The sequence below is a fragment of the Neobacillus sp. MER 74 genome (assembly GCF_023714155.1).
On the sequence record NZ_JAMAUV010000004.1, the window covers coordinates 269,342 to 290,605 of the forward strand.

Sequence of the window (21,264 nt, forward strand, 5' to 3'; positions counted from 1 at the left end):
TTTATGAATGGAGAATGATATTGAAAAAATTTTTTGCAGGCTTTTTGGCCTTTTTAATAGTATGTAACATGATAAAATTAGGTGGTGTCTCAGCCGAAAACATAGAACCCAAGATTAAAGTGAAATTGGTTAATAATCTCGGAAATAAAGCAGAGTTAACGATCAAACCATCAGGTGTTTATTATGTCGAGAATTCAACCGTGCGATTAACTTCTGGAAAGTCTTATCTATTACAATATAAGAATAATAACATAACGATACTAGATGGGACCACACCGTTATTTACCTCAGATAACGTTAAAATCAAACCTGCCAAAGAAACCGATTATTTATCGATTAATAATCGGAATTATTTAGGTTCATTTCAATTTGTCCCTGAAAATTCAAAGTATGTTCGTCCGATTAACGAGATTTACATGGAAGATTACCTAAAAGGTGTTGTCCCTTCTGAAATGTATGCCAGTTGGAACCGTGAAGCATTAAAAACGCAAGCGATAGCGGCAAGAACCTATGCGCTTACTTATAAATCAGTAACCATTGATGATACGATTAATTATCAAGTTTATGGTGGTTATACTTGGAATCCCAATAGTACAGCTGCAGTGGATGAAACAAAAGGGGAAGTCCTAAAGGCAAATGGCCGGCTAGTTAGTGCCGTTTTCTCTGCAAGTAATGGCGGGAAAACAGAATCAAATGCCAATGTCTGGGGTTCCTCGCCACTCTCATATTTAACGATTAAAGAAGATCCGTATGATGCAAAAACTGCTTGGAAATTCTCCATAAGTAAACAACAATTTAATCCCGCTAATTTGACATGGAGTCAAATGAAAGAAAAAGATACTACCATTATTAATATGATAAAAGCTTGGATGGCCACGCATGGCTATGCTGGAAAAGAAATTAAAATTACAGCTATACCTGTACTAAGCTTGCACACCCCAACATCTGGCGGTCGTGTTTCCAAGGGAAATATAACGGTTGAATTTTTAACAAAAGATAAAATTGACGAAAATGGCGCTTATATCCCGCAAAAATTAGAATATAAAAATGTAGCAGCCTCACAGATTCGTGCAATGGTCGGCAATCGGATGATGTTTAGTTATCTTGTTTCAAACATCGCAGATACGAACGGAACCATTACAGTTTCCGGATTGGGTGACGGCCATGGTGTTGGGTTAAGTCAATGGGGTGCACAGAATCGTGCCGAAGCAGGCCAAAAATACAATCAGATTCTTGCCTTTTATTACGATGGTGCATCCATTGTAAGAGAGTATGGCGACAGACCTGTGCCTGTTGTAGAAACTCCAGCTGAACCAACCGAACAGAAAGCAGCAGATACCAAAGAACAACCAGAACCATCAGAACAGAAAACTAGTACAACTGAAGAACTAGCGGCAGTTAAACCGGTTCAGGAAACGCCAAAGACTCCAGTTATAGACCAAACTGCTCCAACGATTAGTGAAGTCAAAGTAAATGTCGATCATTTGAAAAATAAAACATTTGTTAGCTTTAAGACGAACGAAAAGGCAAAAGTAACAGTTTATCTTAAGGACAGCAAAGGCAAGATTTTCACCTATTTATTAAAAGATGCACTAACAGGAGCAGGGACGATTACCAAAGAATATAACAGTTATTCTTTAGCTAACGGAAAATATTATGCAGGAATTATTGCTGTTGATTTGAGTAATAATCGATCTTCGACATTGCCATCTTTTGAGGTAAAAAAAGACAAGACCGCACCTAAAATCAGCAGTGTTAAAGCAAGCATAGATAACAAAAATAATAAAGCCCACATTACTTTTAAAACTAACGAAAACGCAAAGGTAACGGTGTATATTAAAAACAATTCCGGTAAAATCCTTAGCTACTTGAAAAAAGATATCCAAACAAAAGCAGGGACCATTAATCAGGAATACAATACAAAATCATTAGGTAATGGGAAATATTCGGTTGTAATATCTGCGACGGACACAAGTAAAAATCGTTCGAGCGTGACAACTAGTTTCGAAGTTAAAAAAGTTGTCAAAATGAAAACGGGAAAAGTGACTGTAACTCGACTGAATGTCCGCAGCTCAGCCTCCACTAAAGGCAAAGTGATTGGATCGTTAAAGAAAAATCAAACCGTAACGATAGTTTCCACAACAGGATCATGGTATAAAATCAAATATGGTAAAACGACAGGTTATGTTTCAAAATCATATATAAAATAAAAAGGCAGAGACTTCTGCCTCAGATTGTCGAGAAACGTTATTTTTCTCGGCAATTTTTTATTGATGTATGATTCTGCGATTGGGCTTGTTGATTTCCGCTCCAGGTGCTTCGCTTTCCGCGGGCTCGCCAGACCCGTACTCCCGCAGGAGTCTTCGCACCTTCCGCTCCAATCAACAGGGGGATTCTCTACCTAATTAATTGCAACACACTTTTTCAAGCCTGGCTATGTGTGTTGCAATCTCTTTATATTTGGAATGCTCCAGTGAAAAAATAATGACTATCGAGACTTTCTCGACAGCCTCAATTAGAGACTTCTGCCTTTTTACATATAATGGATCTCCAACCCGAGATATAGGATATTGTTGGTTTTCGCAATTATTTTGCATCATGGAAAATTATCCCCAAGCCATAGCGCGTACCAGATGTTACGGTACTTACTCCATGTTTTACAGTAGTCCTATAATAACCGCGCGTTCCTTCAATCGGACGATAGTTCGTTGGGAAGATGAGGCCTTCACCTTGTTCAAGTGTAATCACATGTCCCCGGCTTTGGGCCCGAGGCCTTTGTTCGACAAGGATAGACTCACCACCGGTATAGTCTTTCTCCCGTTGATTTAGAACAAATAATACTTGGAATGGAAAGTAAACTTCACCATACAAATCCTGATGCAAACAGTTATAGCCACCGGTTTCATATTTCAGAATTAGCGGAGTGGACCGAACTTGCCCCTTGTCGTGACAATAGTTGAGAAATTCGGACAGTCTTCCTGGATATATCTGATCTTTTCTAAGGTGCTGCAACCAGCGGTTCGCTGCTTTTGCCAGTTCTGGGTAGAAACCCGTACGGAGTTGTTGTAGTAAAGGTGGGAGAGGCGCTTGGTAGTATTTGTATTCTCCTTCCCCAAATCTGTATCGTTTCATATTTATCGTGCTGCGGAAATTGGATGGATCATCGTATGTTTTAATCATTTCCTGGCATTGAAGCGGATCCAATAATGGGGGCAGCTTTGCAAATCCTTGTATTTCTAGCAGGTGATGCAACTTATCCCAATTTAGTGATTCAACCCTGTCAGAAATATTATTTGGCATGGGCTTTCAATCCCTTCGCGTTGGAAGGTGCTTTTTCAAAATCCAACAGTTTTTCCTTCATCTCCAAACCGCCACGAAATCCAGTGAGTTTTCCGTTCTTTCCAATCACCCGATGACAGGGAACCGTAATTAAGATTGGGTTGGCCCCGATGGCAGAGGCCACTGCACGAACTGACTTAGGTTTTTGAAGGATTTCTGCGATTTCCGAGTAAGTATGGGTAGACCCGTAAGGAATTTCATTTAATGCGTTCCAAACAGATTGTTGAAAAGGAGTTCCATAAAAATCGGTTGGAAAAGTAAACTTCGTCCTTTTTCCTTGAAAATATTCAGCGAATTGGTCAGCATATATGTGCATTCGTTGATCGTCTTGTTCCAATTGGTGCTGTGGGAATTTTTTCTGCACCCAGTCCCTTAATTCCTCAAAGCCCTTATGGTCTGATCCAACATAACAAAGTCCTTGGGTTGTTGCTGCAAGATACATTTCCCATGGGCCATGAACAAATAAACTCCAATAAATGATTTTTCTATCCATAATAAACCCTCTTTTCTTTATTCAATTCTGTTCATTTGACGATATTCTGATGGTGTAAAGGTTGTTATTTTTTTAAAGTGTGGCGAAATGAGTTGGATTTGTTACTCCTATCTCCATATCAGTATACCTCTATTAAAAGAGGGAAGTAAGTAATTTTGAGTATAAAAGCAAGAATACAAAGATAAATGTAATCGCTAAAAAATAGTTAAAGAAATTTTCACAGGATTTTAGAAGAATTTGTTATAAAATAAATATGTTAAATATTTCACAATCTAAAAGAATCTAGTTTTTTAAAAGGAGTCCTTCTGATGGGGTACAGTAAACCCGAAAAAATTATGGAAATTACCATTGAGAATGGAGTGAAAAAGGCAAATTACCCGCTGCTACGAACATTGATCCTGGGTTTTGAGGCAGGAGCCTTTATTGCTTTAGGTTATTTACTCTTCATCCGTGTAACAGCAACTCTTACAGGAAATATAGAAGGATTAAGCAGCTTGATTGGTGCCTCTGTCTTTCCAATTGGTCTTGTCCTTACCTTGTTAGCTGGTGGAGAACTGTTAACTGGGAATATGATGGCAGTTCCAATAGCAAGTATGGCAAATAAGATTAGTACCAGGAAGGTTATTTATAATTGGTTCCTTGTAACGTTTAGTAACTTTGTCGGGGCCCTATTTGTGGCTTACTTTTTTGGACATTTGGTTGGACTAACGGAAACAGGACCATTTTTGGAAAGAACGATTAGTATTGCTGACCATAAATTAGAAGCCACTTTTCTCCAAGCTTTCATTTCAGGGATCGGCTGTAATTGGCTCGTGGCTACGGCTGTATGGCTTTCATATGGAGCAAATGATATGGTCGGAAAAATTACCGGTATTTGGTTTCCGACGATGGCTTTTGTCGCGATTGGTTTTCAACACGTGGTTGCTAATATGTTTGTGATTCCTGCGGCGATTTTTGCAGGCCATTTTACTTGGTTAGCCTATTTAGAGAATTTTATCCCTGTTTTTCTTGGAAATGCGGTGGGCGGATCAGTATTTATCGCAATGGCCTATTGGCATGCCTATAAGAAAAATGAACTTACTATAACTGAACCAAAAGTGATTCAGCCTATAATGAAAAGTAATATTAGATAAACCAGTATACAGAAAATTAAATAATTTCTTATGATATATAGCTCCTAATTAATAGGGGCTTTTTTCATGTTTGAAACACTTATCAATCATATTGACAGGTTATCTCGAATAAAATCGGAGAATGAATGGACTTCATTTGGAAGTCAAAATCAAGCATGAAAATATTGGATAAGAGGTTGGGGAAATGAAAAAAAGCTCGTGGTTAATTGCAGTTTTAGTCAGTTGTAGTTTTTTAGGATTGGCCGGTTGTACAGAAAAATCAGTGAAAGAAAAAGCGGTTGAAGAAAAAGTTACAGAACCAAAGCAAAATTCGGTTCAAACACCTCAAGGAGAACCCCAAAAGGAAGAAGAACCAAAACCTATTACTGTTAATGTAATCGACCCCAATACGAAATCGATTATCAAAACCTTTCTTCCAGCCGACATGGGGTTTGGAACTAATAACGAAGCGTATAAAAAGGAACTAGAAAAGTGGGCAAAGGAATTGGCAAGAGGAACGGAAACTACCCCTGGCTATGATCAACGAATGGTTCTCGATAAGATCGACTCAAACGGTCAAATCATTAAAGGGAAACCGAGAATTATTTTAGAAGAATCCGAGTTGGTTGAAAGGGTGTTAACTGCATCGGCAGCGGGAGGAGATGTGGAACTGCCTCTTTATGTGACTGAGAGCGGGTATAAGCCGGAAGATGTGAAGCAATTAGGGGAAGTGGTCGTTGCAACCTATACCACCAGATTTAACAGTGGGGTAGTGGGAAGGTCGAAAAATATCAAATTGTCAGCAGAGGCAATCCATAATGTTATTGTGGGAAGCGGCGATATTTTCTCTTTTAACACGACAGTTGGGCCAAGTGATGCCGAACATGGATATCAAAAAGCAAAGGAAATCGTGAATAAACAATTAGTCGATGGTATTGGCGGGGGGATTTGCCAGACTTCTTCCACTCTGTATAATTCAGTGGACCAATTAGGTGTTAGTTATATTGAAAAACATCACCATTCCTTGTCAGTAGGTTATGTCCCTGCGGGCAGAGATGCCACCGTCTCCTATGGCGGCCCAGACTTCAAATTTCAAAATACGACAGGTGCACCTTTTATCATCCAATCCATCTACAAAAAAGGAGCCTTAACCATTGAAGTAAGAACATCAGCAGCCTTCCAAGCTCTGATCGCGAAACAATAACATGGTGCCTGACACCATGCGCATTTACTACATAAATAGAGGGGGGAGTGAATTATGGGGTTGTTTTCGAAGCGAGAGTTTACGATTGCTGATGAGGGAATTGACTTGGTTGACAAGATAAACTTGGGTGGAGTAGAGCATTCTGTTCTGATTCAGGGAAATGATGGAACGAAGCCTTTGTTGTTGTTTCTCCATGGCGGCCCCTGTATGCCGGTTCCGGGCGTTGTTTCAAGAGGCCAGGATTATGCTGTTTCTATTTCTACAAAGGAGCTTGTTAAACATTTCGTGGTGGTGTTTTGGGACCAACGGGGGGCTGGAAAAACCTATCATAAAAATACACCTAAAGAGTCCTTTCGAGTTGAGCAATATATACAGGATTGTCATGACTTAATCGATATCTTAAGAAGTCGGTTTAAAAAAGAGAAGGTTTATTTAGCAGGCCATTCTTGGGGGACGATTATCGGTTTATCGATCGCATCCAGGTACCCAGAAAAACTTCACGCATATTTTGGCATATCGCAAATTATCAATTGGCAGGATAATGATCAGATTTGTTTTGATTGGTTAAAGGCTCGGGCCGAAAAAGCGAAAGATTGGAAAACACTGAAGAAATTAGAGGAATTAGGCCGCCCGCCATATTTGTTATTGAAACAATGGACAGATTTCCGCAGGCCACTGATAAAATATAATTCGATGGTTTATGAAAGTAAAACCGTGAAGCACCCAGGCATCCTTGGCAGCTTAAAGCTTTTCTTAAATAGTTCAGAATACTCCATGAAAGATATCTTCCATACACTTTATAGTTCCTACAAACTAACCTACACCCAAGCATTAGTGGAGGATTTTGCACATGTTGATTTTAAAAGAACAAAAAGAATAGAAGTCCCTCTGGCCTTTTTACATGGGGCAAAAGATATTCATGTATACGGTAGACCAGTTGAGCAATTTTTTCAGGAACTTGATGCTCCGCTTGGCAAAGAATTGGTTTGGTATGAGAATTCTGGGCATATGTTTCACCCAGACGATACAAAGAAAATTGAAAAGTTTGTCATAAAATACGCAAATAAACTATCAGAATTGATGGTCGTTTAACGACATTAATACGATTTAAAAAGCCCATAATTTTGTCTTCAACAATGAAGTTGAAGCATAATAGTGGGCTTTTTCAAATTATGATATGTAGATGTGCATATTCCTTCCATTGAAAACAAAAAATACCATGGTTCAATTATTAGATAGTAGGAGGATTTGCATGCATGGAATGGTTTAAGAAAGCATTTATATCGTTATCTCTCGTTATATTAACAGGAGGGTTAGGAAATCTAAGTGTCGCTGCTAAGGACCTTAGAGAATCAGAAAACCTTGATCATTCGATACGCCAAGCCCAGTCTGTAGAGGCAAGCAGACAAAAGCCACCGGAAGCAAAAGGACAAGGCTTATCGGAAAGCTATCATGGTCACAAATCCAATCGTCCGGAAACGAACAAGCCTAAAAAGAAAAAAGCGCCTGCGGCGAATAATCGTTTCATTCCGATTCAATTGTTAGGTATAAATGACTTGCACGGGCAATTAAATGTTACCCGGAATGTTAACGGAAAACCAGCTGGACGGGTAGATTATTTAGCCGCCTATTTAAAACAGCGTGAAGCAGAAAACAAAAATACACTGTTGATTCAAAACGGTGACATGGTTGGAGCCAGCCCGCCAGTTTCTGCCCTTTTACAGGATGAACCGACGATTGAAATCTTGAATAAACTTGGTTTTGATATCGGAACTGTTGGTAATCATGAATTTGATGAAGGGGTAACGGAACTGCTCCGCCTGAATAAGGGTGGATCACATCCGAAAACCGGCAAATTTGCCGGTTCAAATTTTCCTTGGATAGTTGCGAATGTAATCGATGAAAAAACAGGAAAAACAATCCTGCCTCCATACCATGTGATCAAAGTAAATGGAATGCCGATTGGCTTTATCGGTGTTGTTACTACCGAGACGCCAACAGTAGTTGTCCCAAGTGGTGTGGCCGGATTAAAGTTCACTGATGAAGTAGAAGCAATCAATCGGAATGTAGCCGAATTGAAAAAACAAGGTGTAAGATCAATCATTGTTTTAGCACATAACCCAGGTACTTCCGGTCCAAATGGAGAGAATCCAACTGGGCAGCTGGTGGATATTGCCAATCGGGTTGACGATGAAGTGGATATTATTTTTGGCGGACATAATCACGCCCATATGAATGCAACCATCGATAATAAGTTAGTAGTGCAATCGTATTCCTATGGCACTGCATTTTCGGATGTGGATATTGAGATTGATCCAAAAACAAAAGAGATAGTCTCAAAATCAGCAGAGATTGTCACCACGTTCCAGGAGGGGATGAAGCCCGATCCAGAGATTAAACAAATGATTGAGGGCTATGAAGCAAAAGTGGGACCCATCGTTAATCGGGTGATCGGCTCTACAGCTGAAAGTTTAACAGCTAAACAAAATGAGAATGGAGAGTCTGTCCTTGGGAGTTTCATTGCCGATGCACAAAGAAATGCGCTAAAAACGGAATTCGCGTTTATGAATCCTGGCGGAATTCGGGCTGACATTGATCCTGGAGAAATAACTTGGGGAGAAGTTTACACCGTTCAGCCCTTTAATAATGATCTTGTAAAAATGACGATGACAGGGCAGCAGATTCGTGACTTGCTTAACCAGCAATGGAGTGCAACCAAGACAAACATGCTGCAAATTTCTGGTTTAACGTATTCTTGGGATGCGAATAAACCAATCGGACAAAGAATAGTTAGTATTAAATTGCCAGATGGCACAGAAATCGATCCAAATAAATCTTATACTGTGACAGCGAATATTTTCCTCTCTGGCGGCGGGGACGGATTTACTGTATTTACCCAAGCTCAAAACAAAGAAGTCGGTCCTAATGACCTGGATGCGTTAGTCAACTTTATCTCAGCCCAGCCTAAACCGTTCACTTATCGCATTCAAAATCGTATTCAAAAGGTTCAGTAAAGAGAAATAGGGTGTCAGGCACCAATTGGTGCCTGACACCCTATTTTTGTTTCCCTATTGTAAGGCTTCGATTGCTAACTCTTTGGCAGGAAGGAAGTCTTCGCCTGTGTCGAGGTAGCGAATGTTAACTTTATCCCCTTCTTTGAGGTAGATAGCGAGTGGAGCCTTTTCGGAAGAAATGATAAAGTTTTGGCGGTTGTTTAATAAGAAGGAGACAATGGTGAAATCCCCGTTTTTCTCCTTATAGACTCTCATCACTGTACCGGTGATTTGTTTTTCTTGTGCTTTCGAGCTTCCGTCTACCGTGCCTTTGCCCCTTTGTAAGGCGGTTTTATATTGCTTAAGGGCCTCATTAGGAGTGCTGGCGTATACGGAGATTTCTGGATTCGCTGCAGAAACAATGAAGTAATTTTGCAGAAAACCATTTGAGTCTAATACAGGTGTTAACCAACTGGCTTCACCATAAAAATTGTAGAGAATCGGCATTTGCCCAAGCCATTTCTTTTCAATAAATTTCTTCTCAATGATCTGCAATGCCCCTTGTGAATCCATATAAGATTGCTCTGGGTTTCCGGTATAAAATGTTGCTTTTCCTGTTCGTGAGTTGGTCAGCGAGTACCCGAGCATGGAATCGACGCCTTCTTTCGGGCTAGTGAAATCTGTAAAATAGTACATCTGTCCATTCTCATCAAAGATGGGGCTTACATTTGACTCCGTGCCTTCATCTGATGGAAGTTTCACGTCAGATTTACCGAAGACACTATTCCAAAATCCATGAACAAGATTCCCGTAGTAGCTGTTTTGCAAACTAACGGCTTCTGGCGAAACTGCGCCATCGATAAATTCCGGGACATCTGCTAATGGATAATCTTTCATTGCACCATTCTTAGAATCGACGACAACCAGACCTTTAGCTGTAAATCCATTTCGGGCGGAAATAAACTTCCCATAAGTACGGATGTAAAAGGGTTTTCCATTCTCGTCAATTTCTAATTGAACACCGCCAAAGAAAATTTTCTTCGGATATTTCATACGAATATGCCGCTCAATATTTTTATTAAAATAAGAGGAAGGGGTAAATATCATTTCTGATTTGATGAATTTAGGATTCGCACTAGAATCCGTTGCACTTAAGGTAAAGTAACCAGGTGTACTGTTTCCTTTCCACCATTTAAAAAATCCGGAAAACTCCACAGGTGCAATATATACATAGTCATCGTTCAGCTTTTGAATTTGCAGGTTCCCAAGCTCATAATAGCTTGTGTTCGGAACTTGTCCAAACGCTTTTTTCATTTTATTGCGTGCAAACTGCGGTGGAACACTGGCAGGTGTTTCTTTCTCATCAAAAGTTTGAATTTCTACCTTTTCATCCATCTTGGCAACTTCATACTTTTGATCCGCATTAAAGATAAATGCGGTTAAGAAATAAATTCCAAGGCCTAGACTTGCAAGGAAGAGAATTCCTTTAAGTATTCTTTCTGTGCCTTTGGCAAGAAAGGCCCCAACAGCGGTTAGGAGAATAGCTAACGGCCATACCGAGGTGAAATTTCTATCATAATTAGTAAAATAATAGAATACAAACACTGCTATCATGAGTATCAAAACAAGTGCAATGAACACGCCGATTTTGAGTGTTTTTCCCTCTTTTTTACTTTCCTTTTCAGGTTTAAAAATTGGTATTAGAACAAGCGCAGCAGCTATCCCAATAATCAATGTAAATAGAATAATGTTCCCCATAAAAATGCCTCTTTTCAATTTGGTCTTTCTTCATATACGGATATTCAATCAAATTAGTTTCATTTTAAAAAAATAATAGACTTGAAATATCATAAAGACTATACTATTATTAATAACATTGATTCACTACATATTGTTTTTATTTTTAAAAAAACAACTATATATTGTGTTAGCCTTAAGAGAAGATGCCCATTGTGGCTTAATAGGGAATCTGGTGTAAATCCAGAGCTGCCCCCGCAACTGTAAATGCTGACGAAATGAACAAACCACTGTATAAGATTGTCTAATCTATTAGGTACTTATATGGGAAGGGTTCAAAGTAGATAGAAGCATGAGTCAGGAGACCTGTCTTTCTTAAGATGTTTCAACTTCTTCGGGGATTGAGAAGATGAACGGTGGCGACAGGAGGCATGGATAGTTAATTATTTCCTTTTGTAATGTTATCGTTTCATCCGCTCAATTCCCGTTGAGCGGATTTTTTTATTATAGGGGGAAATGAAATGAAAATTGAGGAACTGCAATCTGAACATAATTACGTTTTAGAATCTATAGAACAAGTTTCAGATAAATATCAGATTAATACAATGGAACTTAGAAACAAACTAAGTCAACTTGATGTAACAGAGCTAGAAGCAAATCAACAAGCTCTAGTATATGCAGTGAATCAAATCGAAATGGACCAGCCGGATTGGACATTTGTCGCTTCCCGTTTATATCTGAATGAACTATATGGTAGGGCTGCCAAAAGTCGCGGATATGATCGTTCTCTAAAATATGGAGACTTTTATAACTTAATAAAGGATTTAACGGAAATAGGGATCTATTCTAATGATCTTTTAAACGTATATAGTAAGGATGAAATCGACCAGCTGGCGAAAGAGATAAATCCAGAACATGATTTATTATTTAATTACATAGGGTTATTTTTACTTGCAGATCGTTATCTTGCTCAAGATTATAATCGTAATGTTTATGAACTTCCCCAGGAACGGTTCATGATTATTGCAATGACCCTCATGAAGGATGAAAAAATGACTGAACGCCTGCATCTTGTGAAGGAGGCATATTGGGCATTAAGTCATTTATATATGACGGTTGCCACACCGACTCTAGCAAATGCGGGGAAAAGCTTTGGGCAGCTTTCTTCCTGCTTTATTGATACAGTAGATGACTCACTTGATGGCATTTATTTAAATAATTGGGATATTGCCCGGTTAAGTAAAGATGGCGGAGGAATTGGAATCTATTATGGTAAAGTTCGCGCCCTAGGTTCCGATATTAAGAGATTTAAAGGAAACTCATCTGGTGTGGTTCCGTGGATAAAATTGGTAAATGATACAGCTGTCAGTGTTGATCAGTTAGGTCAGCGTCAAGGGGCCATTGCTGTGTACCTTGATTTGTTCCATAAAGATATCATGAACGGGTTTCTTGACTTGAAAACAAATAATGGGGATGAACGCCGTAAAGCCCATGATATTTTCACAGGTGTTTCTATACCAGACCTTTTTATGAAAAAGTTGGAAGATAAGGATGAGCAGGGCAGAAGTATTGGACAGTGGCATACATTTTGTCCTCATCAAGTAAAACAAATGATGGGCTGGAAGGATGAACAGGGGAATCCGCTTGGACTAGAGGATTTTTATGATGAAACAGATGTTAAATATTTTACCGAAAAATATGAAGAGGCTGCAGCTAACCCACTTCTACCTCGCAAAACTTACCGTGCCATGGATATCATGACACGGATTATGGTCGCTCAATTAGAAACAGGAACCCCATACATGTTCTATCGTGATGAAGTAAATAGACAAAATCCAAATAAGCATGTATTGGGTAAAGGTCGAACTTCCATTTTTTGCAGTAATCTTTGTACAGAAATTGCTCAAAATATGTCCGCAACGACGATTGTGAACGAATATCAGAATGATGAAGGGCATATCGTGATTGTTCGGAAACCAGGAGATTTCGTTGTTTGCAATTTATCTTCTATTAATCTAGCAAAAGCAGTACCGGCGAATGTCTTAGAACGTCTCATTCGTATTCAGGTAAGAATGCTCGATAACGTGATTGATTTAAATACCATAACGGTTGGACAGGCTCAGGTTACGAATAAAAAGTACAGAGCCGTTGGGCTTGGTACATTTGGCTGGCACCACTTATTAGCATTAAAAGGGATGTACTGGGAATCTGGTGAGGCGGTTAATTATGCAGATCGTTTGTATGAGGAAATTGCGTTCCATACTATCAGTTCGTCAATGGAGCTGGCTAAGGAGAAGGGGGCTTATAGCCAGTTTAGTGGTTCTGAATGGCATACCGGAGAGTATTTTGAACGGAAAGGTTACCAATCAAATAGGTGGAATCAGCTGAAGAGGGATCTTTCAATTCACGGGATCCGGAATGGTTGGTTGATGGCGATTGCACCCAACTCCTCAACGGCGAAGATTGGAGGTTCGACAGATGGAATCGATCCCATCTATTCGGTTGAATTTGCAGAGGAAAAGAAGAACTTTAAATTTAAAGTGACTGCACCTGATTTAAATCATAGAACATACGAATATTATCGTCGTTCGAGACATGAATTAGATCAAATATGGAGCATTAAACAGAATGCCGCACGAGGTCGCCATATTGACCAAGGTATTAGCTTTAACCTCTATGTAAGGCACGATATAAAGGCAAAAGACTTGTTAAACCTTCATATGGAAGCTTGGAAGCAAGGTTTAAAGACCACTTATTATGTCAGAAGCACTTCCCAAACTGAAATTGACGAATGTGAGGCATGCCACAGTTAACAACTATTAACATCGATCGGAGGAAATATTTATATGGATATTCACATACCACTGCCTAGAATTAAATTGCTAAACCCTGATTTTCCTAATAAATCCACTGGAATTATTAACGGACAATCATCTGGATTGCTCAACTGGAATGATATTGCTTACCCGCAGATCTACGATTTATATCAAACATTGTTATCAAATTTTTGGAAAGCACAAGAAATTAATATGCAAGATGATATTAAGCAGTGGGATCTTCTTAGTGCAACAGAACAAGATGTTTTCCTGCGAATTAATACACAACTCGCTTCATTAGATAGCCTGCAAACACCTACCATGTTTCAAGTGATGGACTATGTGACGGATTCTAGTTTTAAAGCAATCTTTGCGGTCATTGCTCAGCAGGAAGCGGTGCATAATGAATCCTATTCGTACATATTAAGTTCTCTTGTACCAATTCATGAACAAAAAGAAAGGTTCAATCAAGCAAAAAGTGATCCCCTCGTCCGAAAAAGAAACAACCTGATCTTAGATGCTTATGAAAGTTTCAGAAAGAATCCAACACCTCAACATTTATTTCAACTTGGAGTGAATTCTATAAATCTTGAGGGTATCTATTTTTATGCTGGTTTTGCTTTTTTCTATCATCTTGCCCGCCAGCAAAAAATGCTAAAGACCAGTACGATGATTAGTTATATCCAACGAGATGAAATGCAGCATGCGTATTTTATGGCACAGTTTCTCCGGATACTCTTATCAGAAAACCCGGAGTTGTATACCGAAGCGAATATGGATTATGTGTATAAATCGGTAGAACAGGCAGTCCAGCTGGAAAAGGAATGGGCCCATGTGATTTTGAAGGATATAGAAGGTATTAACTTGGACGAGTATGAAAAATATACCGAATATCTTGCCAATAAGCGGCTGCGCCAGCTTGGATTACAGAACTTATTTAAAGAGAGAGAAAACCCGATGCCGTGGATCCATGTTTTCAGTGATGAAATGATGAATGAAACAAAATCCGATTTTTTTGAGCAGAAGTCGAGGACCTATGCTAAGGTAACACAATCCAACGGTTTCGATGAATTATGAAAGTTGCTTTCGTATATTCTTCTAAAACAGGGAATACAGAAGAAGTTGTTCATTTAATTTGGAAGTTATTTTTAGTAGAACAGATTGATGTCACTCTTTATCGGATAGAAGAATTTCAAATTAGAGACCTAATCAACTACGAGGCCGTTGTGATTGGAACCTATACCTGGGGAAATGGGGAAATTCCTCAAGAAATGATGGAATTATATCGTGCCTTCGAAACAATGGATGTGAAGAGGACCATGACGGGAATCGTAGGCACAGGAGATAGTGGCTATCCGAAGTTTTGTGGCGCTGTTGATGAATTTAGAGATATGTTGTACGTTCACACCAAATTAATTGTCACCCTTAAGATTGAGGTGAATTTACAAATGAATGACATTGAGCGGTGTCGAAAGTTTGTTGGTATTTTCATGGATCAGTTAAACCAGAAGCAAACCATTGTGTAGTCATTTAAGTTGTTTGAATAGTTTTAAATGAGTTTGAAGACCTCTTGTAACACAAGGGGTCTTTCAATAAACCTTATTGATATGACTGCTCTATTCCTTCTATTAAAAATCCAACATACTTTACTGCTTTCCGGTTAATTTTAGGACTGTTGGTGTCAGGCACCATGTGAAAATAGTTCATATTTCAAATATTTAGTTAATTGGTTGACCTAATAATTTTTTCAGTGCTATTATGTGAATGAAAGCGTTTTCTTTTAAGGGGGAGAATTTTAATGGAAGATAGGGTTGTAAATGCAATTCAAGATGAGTATCCGGATGATTTTGCCTGGTGTTATGGCTGTGGTCGATTGAACGAAGAGGGACATCATTTTCGGACTGGATGGCAGGGTGATCAGACTATAACTATTTTTACACCAGAAAAAGAGCATTTAGCGCTTCCTGGTTTTGTTTATGGCGGCATTGTTGCCTCATTAATAGATTGTCATGGAACAGGGTCTGCTTCATTGGCACTCCATCGTAAAAATGGACATGAAGCGGGTGATGGTACAGAGCCCCCAAGGTTTGTGACGGCTTCACTAAATGTGAACTTTCTCAAGCCTACTCCACATGGGATCCCTTTAAAAGCAATCGGCAGTGTCCATGAAATACATCCTAAAAAGTTTAAGGTTGAGACAGAAGTGTATGCGAATGATATTCTCTGTGCTCGTGGCGAGGTAGTCGCTGTAGTCATGCCTAAATCCTTTCTTAAATAGATAGTCAAATATTTAGTTTTTAGCCGATTCCTACTACGTGGAATCGGTTTTTTATTAATCATCGGGAACACGGAATTAAAAGGAAGTTTATCTAACAACAATTTAATCGCTTTAATAAAATTCATGTTAGAAATTATTCCATGTATACAGAAAAACTCAAATAGTTGTGTAATACTGACGTTAGAGAAATTAATTGTGAACCCATAAAAAAAATGGGTGGTTAAATTTAAAACAGGGGGTGAGCCGAATGGTTCGTACTATTGCTCAGTTTCTCACAATATTGGTTATATATTTAACTGGAACAAGGATCGTTACTTGGCTTGAACTTCCTGTCCCTGGAAGTATTGTTGGAATGGCACTTTTATTTATTGCATTGGTGTCGGGTTTATGTAAGCTCCAATGGGTCGAAACAGCAGCCCAGCTGCATATTAAACATATAACACTTTTTTTTATTCCTTTCATAATAGGTGTATGGCATTTTGCAGGGATTTTTAGAGTAGAAGGAATCAAATTAGCCATCATCCTAGCAGCAAGCAGCTTGGTTGTTCTTCTTGTGACAGCTTTTATTGCTGAGTATTTAGAAACGAAAAGGAAATGGAGGAAACAAAATGGGAACAATAATCTCTAATATATTGTTGTGTACCGGCATAACTGTTATAAGTTATGCAGCAGGGAATAAGGTATTTAAAGCTTATAAAAAGCCATGGTTAAATCCGTTATATACGGTAACAGTGTTCATCATGTGTTTATTGACACTTTCTCATGTACAAGTGGCCCAATATTCATCTGGAACAGGATTATTCTCCCTTTTATTAGGAACTGCCACCGTGTCACTGGCAGTTCCCTTATATAAACATGTGAGAATTATTAAGAAAAATTTCCTGATTATTTTCTGGGCGGTCATGCCTGGCACATTAACGGGTGTATTTTCAATTATCTTGTTGACGAAGTTTTTGCACATGAATAAGGAAATAATGTTGTCTCTTATTCCAAAATCGGTCACTGCTCCAATTGCCTTATCAGTATCCCAGACATTAGGAGGGATTCCGTCACTGACGATTTTATTTGTCTGTATATCTGCGATATTTTCATTAATGATTGGTCCCTTTCTTTTAAATGTAACTAGGATTAGAAGTAGAATTGCTAAGGGGTTAGCGTTAGGAACATCTGCTCAAGCAATTGGTGCCAACCGTGCCTTTGAATGGGGAGAAATAGAGGGGGTCATGGGGAGTATTGCTATGATTACCTCTGCGTTGGTCATGTCTGTTATGATCCCCCTATTCTTACAACTTTACCTTTAAAAAATATCCTATTTTATCGGAAATTTTAATATTAGCCGTCCATCCTAAAAACTATTTTAACGAAAATGTAATATTTCTATCCGAAACCAAAATTATCCATCCCTCGTCAAATTATATAACGAGTTATATAGGGAGGCGAACGGGTGGAGTGGATTAGAAAAATGGCGATTACCTTAGTGATCGTTTCGGTCATAGGATCTGTAATAGTTGTCAGTAGTTTTGGTTCTGCACTTTTTCAGGAGGGGAATCCCATCCCATTAATGATTTCTGCTATAAAGCTTCACTTATCTGATTCTGAATTTGAACTTTTCTCAAAAACTGAGAAACGAAGCAAATACTTATCAGAAAGTAACGGAAATAGCCATTATAATGTTGTAAAAAAATATATGAAATCAAAAGGGTGGAAGTTTCAAGAACAGATGGGATCAGGGCTTATATTTACAAAAAATGGTGAAGATGCAATCGTAGTTGTAAAACAATATTCTAGGAATTATTTTATTTGGGAAATTCAACAACGCTTTTCAAATAATAAAAGCCTTACATATACAAACCCCTAATCCTTAGATTAGGGGTTTGTATCTTCCGACTCACTAGAACTATAAAAAGCCTCAATCAGTTCATCAAGCTGCTCAAGTTCTTTTTTCCAAAGTGAAGCTGGGTTTTGCTTTAAAGATAGAAAGGCACTTTGAATAAGAAACTTTCTTGGGGATCTTGTATGGATGATTTCTTCTTGTATAAAATCTAAAAGTTCATGGTATTTGTTTTGCTCACTTAAATCCTTAATACTCTTGGTTATTGACGTCCTTATTGTTAAGGCTAATTTCGTCAACTGGGTTAATATTTCATGATTGTTTTTTGGACAATCAGGGACCCATTTTTCTAAAGTTTTAGGTTCGATTAATTGATCCCCTGATTCAGCCACTTCATCAACCATTTTAACCATTCGCGCGACGCAGTAGCGGACCACACTACTTACTTTTTCACCCGATTCATGGGCCAATCGATTGTATTGAATATTATATTGGATTATCCCTTGAAACATAATCGCACAGTCCAAGAGAAATGGTTTTTTGTCTTCACCGAAGATGTCGATAAACCGATTGTAATACCAACGAAGCGAATTTAAACGCGCCCGTTTGATGTATTGTTTGAGATCTGCGTCATTTGATGCTAGTACTTCCTCATAAAGGGCAAGTAATTTGTTTTTCCTATTAGAAATCATTTGTAATTCCACTTGCTTAATGAAAATCTCAATACTGGCCGGGTTTTGACCGATTAATAAATCGTTTCGGTCCTTTTCTAGTTTCTTGTAAATTGTTTTATAAATAGCGATTAATAATTCGCTTTTAGACGAAAAATAATTATAAAATGTTCCTTTGGAAATCCCGCTATAGTCTAAAATATCTTGAATAGACGTTGCTTGAAATCCTTTTTCGATAAATAATTGATGAGCCATATTTACCACATGCAGTTTTCGGTCATTCATAAAATCACCACTTATTTCAAATTGTACTAATAGTATAAAAATATAGTACATTATTTAATACATGATTACAAATCCATAATTTTTCAGGTTTTTTTAATTGCAAAAGTTGAACTGAGCGTATATTATTATGTAAGTGTGAAACAGGGGTATAAAAATTTGAACATTTATTATAGGGGGAAATTTAATGGATCAAACCATAAAAAAGACTAGCAAACCACCGTACGGAATCCTTGCCGTGTTAATGGTTGGAGCTTTTATTGCTTTCTTAAATAACACATTACTTAATATAGCATTGCCTTCAATCATGAAGGATTTAGAGATTGAAGCAGCTACAGTTCAATGGCTGACAACTGGATTTATGTTAGTGAACGGAATTCTCATTCCTTTATCAGCCTACTTAATTCAAAAATTTTCTGTTCGCCAGTTATTCTTAGCTGCAATGATTTTGTTTACAGCAGGAACCATTTTAGCAGGTTTTGCCCATGCGTTTCCATTATTATTAACGGGTCGAATGGTTCAGGCTTCAGGGTCAGCGATCATGATGCCATTGTTAATGAACGTTATGTTAACCAGTTTCCCAGTTGAAAAACGTGGAATGGCGATGGGGGTTTTTGGTTTAGTGTTAATGTTTGCTCCAGCCATTGGACCAACATTATCGGGCTGGATTATTGAACACTATGACTGGAGAATGCTCTTCCATTTTGTCACACCAATCGCGATTGTTGTTGTTTTACTTGGAGTTTTCTTACTTAAAGATAAGAAGGAGAAAGTCGATATCCGCTTGGATTTCCTATCTGTGGTGTTATCAAGTGTTGGATTCGGTGGAATTCTTTATGGATTTAGTAAAGCAGGTACAAAAGGATGGGATAGTCTTGAGGTCTACGGTACCCTCGCAATCGGTGTTATTTGTTTAGTAATATTTATCCTTCGTCAATTAAGTCAAGAACGACCACTTCTTAACTTCCGGATTTATAAATACCCAATGTTTGCTTTATCATCTGCTATTTCTATGATTGTTACGATGGCGATGTTTTCAGGGATGATCCTCTTACCAATTTATGTCCAAACAATTCGAGGAATTTCTCCTTTAGATGCTGGTTTATTGTTACTGCCAGGTGCGATTTCAATGGCAATTATGATGCCAATAACAGGGAAATTATTCGATAAATTTGGTGGACGTACGTTAGCCATTATTGGTTTAGGGATTACTGTGGTAACAAGTTATATGTTTAGTAAATTAACACTTGAAACAACATATACTCATTTAATTATTTTATATACAATCCGCATGTTTGGGATGTCAATGGTTAACATGCCAGTGACAACGAACGGTTTGAATCAGTTACCAGCTCGCTTTTATCCACACGGTACAGCGATGAACAATACGATGTCTCAAGTATCTGGTGCGATTGGTACGGCATTGTTGGTCACAGTGATGACAAACCGTGCGAAATCTCATGCAACAGAATTAATTGCAGCAGCTAAAAAGGCAATGCCAGCAGATCCGTCAGTAAAAATTACAGAAGCGATGCAATTAAAAATGCAGCATGATATTCAAATGAAGGCCATGTTAGAGGGTATAAATGATGCATTCTTTGTTACAGTCTTCATCGCCGGTCTTGCATTGGTGCTAGCGTTATTTATAAAACGCGCGAAGCAAGCGGAAGATCCAGGGGATGTAAAACCTTCTACACAGAATGTAAAGGCTAAATTAGCGGAAAATTAATCATAAATAATGGGGGTGACTATAAAGTCACCTCTATTTTTTTGTTTCCTTTCATTTTATAGTAGAATAAGGAGAACAAGGAACTGTGAAAATAAGGAGGAGCAATTTAGATGATAAAAGACCATATCCTACAATACATAGATGAAAGGCAATCCAATCAAAAGACAGGGGCAATCACACTTTTTAAAGAAGAAAAGGAGTATGCTGAAAAAAACCAACTAGCTGGAAACCTTCAACTTTCAGAGAAAGATGCGAGTATCCGATTCGCTGACGCATACATTGAGCGGTGTGATAAAGAAACAGAAAACATGTTGAAGAATGAATCATCAGCATTTTTAAATGAGCGTCTTGATTACTTAAAAAAGCATAAAAATGAGTTTATTTACGTTGAATCAAATTGGTTTGATTTAATAAGTGTCGAAGCTGTTTCTTTAGAAGCAGATGATGTCTTTGGGACCTATGATGTTATGTTAGGTTTAAAGCTGCAAAAGAAATTTGAAAAATCATTAAGGGAAAATTTAAATAGCCTCCTAAACGGGGATGAAGCGAAATTTGATTTAATGTTCAGTCAAGATGACGGCTTATGGAATTTGAATTTCGCCTTAAATTTTGTCGAGGATTACAAGGAAGAGTTAACCATAGGTGAGGCATTTCAACTCATTTACCGCTTTTTATTTCAGTTGGTGGAAGCGGTCGAAGGTGAACGGAAATAAACTTGGTCAAAGACGCATGGATAGTAATTGATATCCATGCGTTTTATGATTAATCGCTAAATAGGG

The 21,264-nt window shown here is 38.3% G+C and carries 18 protein-coding genes and 1 riboswitch; of the genes, 14 read left to right on the forward strand and 4 right to left on the reverse strand.

The window, feature by feature from the left end; all coding sequences use genetic code 11:
* Window positions 1-20 precede the first annotated feature (20 nt).
* Window positions 21-2,210: a SpoIID/LytB domain-containing protein gene (locus tag M3610_RS09900; RefSeq protein WP_251458869.1), complete on the forward strand. Its 2,190-nt coding sequence runs from the start codon at window positions 21-23 to the stop codon at window positions 2,208-2,210.
* A gap of 376 nt (window positions 2,211-2,586) precedes the next feature.
* On the opposite strand, the gene M3610_RS09905 is transcribed toward M3610_RS09900, so the two are convergent.
* Both M3610_RS09905 and M3610_RS09910 read right to left on the reverse strand, forming a co-directional pair.
* Window positions 2,587-3,300, reverse strand: coding sequence for a 2OG-Fe(II) oxygenase (locus M3610_RS09905; protein ID WP_251458871.1), 714 nt, complete (start codon window positions 3,298-3,300; stop codon window positions 2,587-2,589).
* Window positions 3,290-3,832 carry a methylated-DNA--[protein]-cysteine S-methyltransferase gene (locus tag M3610_RS09910; RefSeq protein WP_251458872.1) on the reverse strand — a complete coding sequence of 181 codons (543 nt, stop codon included), beginning with the start codon at window positions 3,830-3,832 and terminating at the stop codon, window positions 3,290-3,292. The genes M3610_RS09905 and M3610_RS09910 overlap by 11 nt, the downstream gene beginning before the upstream one ends.
* 308 nt (window positions 3,833-4,140) lie before the next feature.
* Here M3610_RS09910 and M3610_RS09915 point away from each other — a divergent pair, with 308 nt between their 5' ends.
* The 4 genes from M3610_RS09915 to M3610_RS09930 all read left to right on the forward strand — a co-directional run bounded on the left by M3610_RS09915 (window position 4,141) and on the right by M3610_RS09930 (window position 9,162).
* Window positions 4,141-4,965 (forward strand): formate/nitrite transporter family protein, encoded by an 825-nt coding sequence (locus tag M3610_RS09915; protein ID WP_251458874.1) that lies wholly within the window; start codon window positions 4,141-4,143, stop codon window positions 4,963-4,965.
* A 184-nt stretch (window positions 4,966-5,149) separates the two neighbouring features.
* Entirely contained in the window at window positions 5,150-6,148 is a 999-nt protein-coding gene (locus M3610_RS09920; RefSeq protein ID WP_098571316.1) for a VanW family protein, read from the forward strand.
* A gap of 54 nt (window positions 6,149-6,202) precedes the next feature.
* On the forward strand, window positions 6,203-7,240 hold the full coding sequence (locus M3610_RS09925; RefSeq protein WP_098571315.1) for an alpha/beta fold hydrolase: 1,038 nt from the start codon (window positions 6,203-6,205) through the stop codon (window positions 7,238-7,240).
* Between the two features lie 164 nt (window positions 7,241-7,404).
* Entirely contained in the window at window positions 7,405-9,162 is a 1,758-nt protein-coding gene (locus M3610_RS09930) for a bifunctional metallophosphatase/5'-nucleotidase (protein ID WP_251458876.1), read from the forward strand.
* 54 nt (window positions 9,163-9,216) lie between these two features.
* Here M3610_RS09930 and M3610_RS09935 read toward each other — a convergent pair whose 3' ends face one another.
* A complete protein-coding gene (locus M3610_RS09935; protein ID WP_098571313.1) occupies window positions 9,217-10,899 on the reverse strand; it encodes a hypothetical protein in 1,683 nt (560 codons plus the stop codon).
* Between the two features lie 166 nt (window positions 10,900-11,065).
* A riboswitch (cobalamin riboswitch) is annotated at window positions 11,066-11,265 on the forward strand.
* A gap of 134 nt (window positions 11,266-11,399) precedes the next feature.
* Between M3610_RS09935 and M3610_RS09940 the strand changes: the two genes are divergently transcribed.
* The 7 genes from M3610_RS09940 (at window position 11,400) to M3610_RS09970 (ending at window position 17,830) form a co-directional block, all read left to right on the forward strand.
* A complete protein-coding gene (locus M3610_RS09940; RefSeq protein ID WP_251458877.1) occupies window positions 11,400-13,691 on the forward strand; it encodes a ribonucleoside-diphosphate reductase subunit alpha in 2,292 nt (763 codons plus the stop codon).
* A gap of 33 nt (window positions 13,692-13,724) precedes the next feature.
* On the forward strand, window positions 13,725-14,771 hold the full coding sequence (locus M3610_RS09945; RefSeq protein ID WP_251458878.1) for a ribonucleotide-diphosphate reductase subunit beta: 1,047 nt from the start codon (window positions 13,725-13,727) through the stop codon (window positions 14,769-14,771).
* Window positions 14,768-15,220, forward strand: a complete 453-nt coding sequence (locus M3610_RS09950; protein ID WP_098571310.1) for a flavodoxin domain-containing protein — start codon at window positions 14,768-14,770, stop codon at window positions 15,218-15,220. Before M3610_RS09945 ends, M3610_RS09950 begins: the two co-directional genes overlap by 4 nt.
* Before the next feature lie 272 nt (window positions 15,221-15,492).
* Window positions 15,493-15,972 (forward strand): PaaI family thioesterase, encoded by a 480-nt coding sequence (locus M3610_RS09955; protein ID WP_098571309.1) that lies wholly within the window; start codon window positions 15,493-15,495, stop codon window positions 15,970-15,972.
* A gap of 247 nt (window positions 15,973-16,219) precedes the next feature.
* On the forward strand, window positions 16,220-16,600 hold the full coding sequence (locus M3610_RS09960) for a CidA/LrgA family protein (RefSeq protein WP_098571308.1): 381 nt from the start codon (window positions 16,220-16,222) through the stop codon (window positions 16,598-16,600).
* Window positions 16,581-17,273, forward strand: coding sequence for an LrgB family protein (locus M3610_RS09965; protein WP_098571307.1), 693 nt, complete (start codon window positions 16,581-16,583; stop codon window positions 17,271-17,273). Before M3610_RS09960 ends, M3610_RS09965 begins: the two co-directional genes overlap by 20 nt.
* Before the next feature lie 143 nt (window positions 17,274-17,416).
* Window positions 17,417-17,830: a hypothetical protein gene (locus M3610_RS09970; protein WP_098571306.1), complete on the forward strand. Its 414-nt coding sequence runs from the start codon at window positions 17,417-17,419 to the stop codon at window positions 17,828-17,830.
* Window positions 17,831-17,838: 8 nt separating this feature from the next.
* Here the strand turns inward: M3610_RS09970 and M3610_RS09975 are convergent, their stop codons facing one another.
* Window positions 17,839-18,759, reverse strand: a complete 921-nt coding sequence (locus M3610_RS09975; RefSeq protein WP_098571305.1) for a TetR/AcrR family transcriptional regulator — start codon at window positions 18,757-18,759, stop codon at window positions 17,839-17,841.
* Between the two features lie 184 nt (window positions 18,760-18,943).
* On the opposite strand from M3610_RS09975, the gene M3610_RS09980 reads away from it, so the two are divergent.
* Window positions 18,944-20,485, forward strand: coding sequence for a DHA2 family efflux MFS transporter permease subunit (locus M3610_RS09980; RefSeq protein WP_098571304.1), 1,542 nt, complete (start codon window positions 18,944-18,946; stop codon window positions 20,483-20,485).
* A 110-nt stretch (window positions 20,486-20,595) separates the two neighbouring features.
* Window positions 20,596-21,198, forward strand: a complete 603-nt coding sequence (locus M3610_RS09985) for a branched-chain amino acid aminotransferase (RefSeq protein ID WP_098571303.1) — start codon at window positions 20,596-20,598, stop codon at window positions 21,196-21,198.
* The last annotated feature ends 66 nt before the right edge of the window (window positions 21,199-21,264 follow it).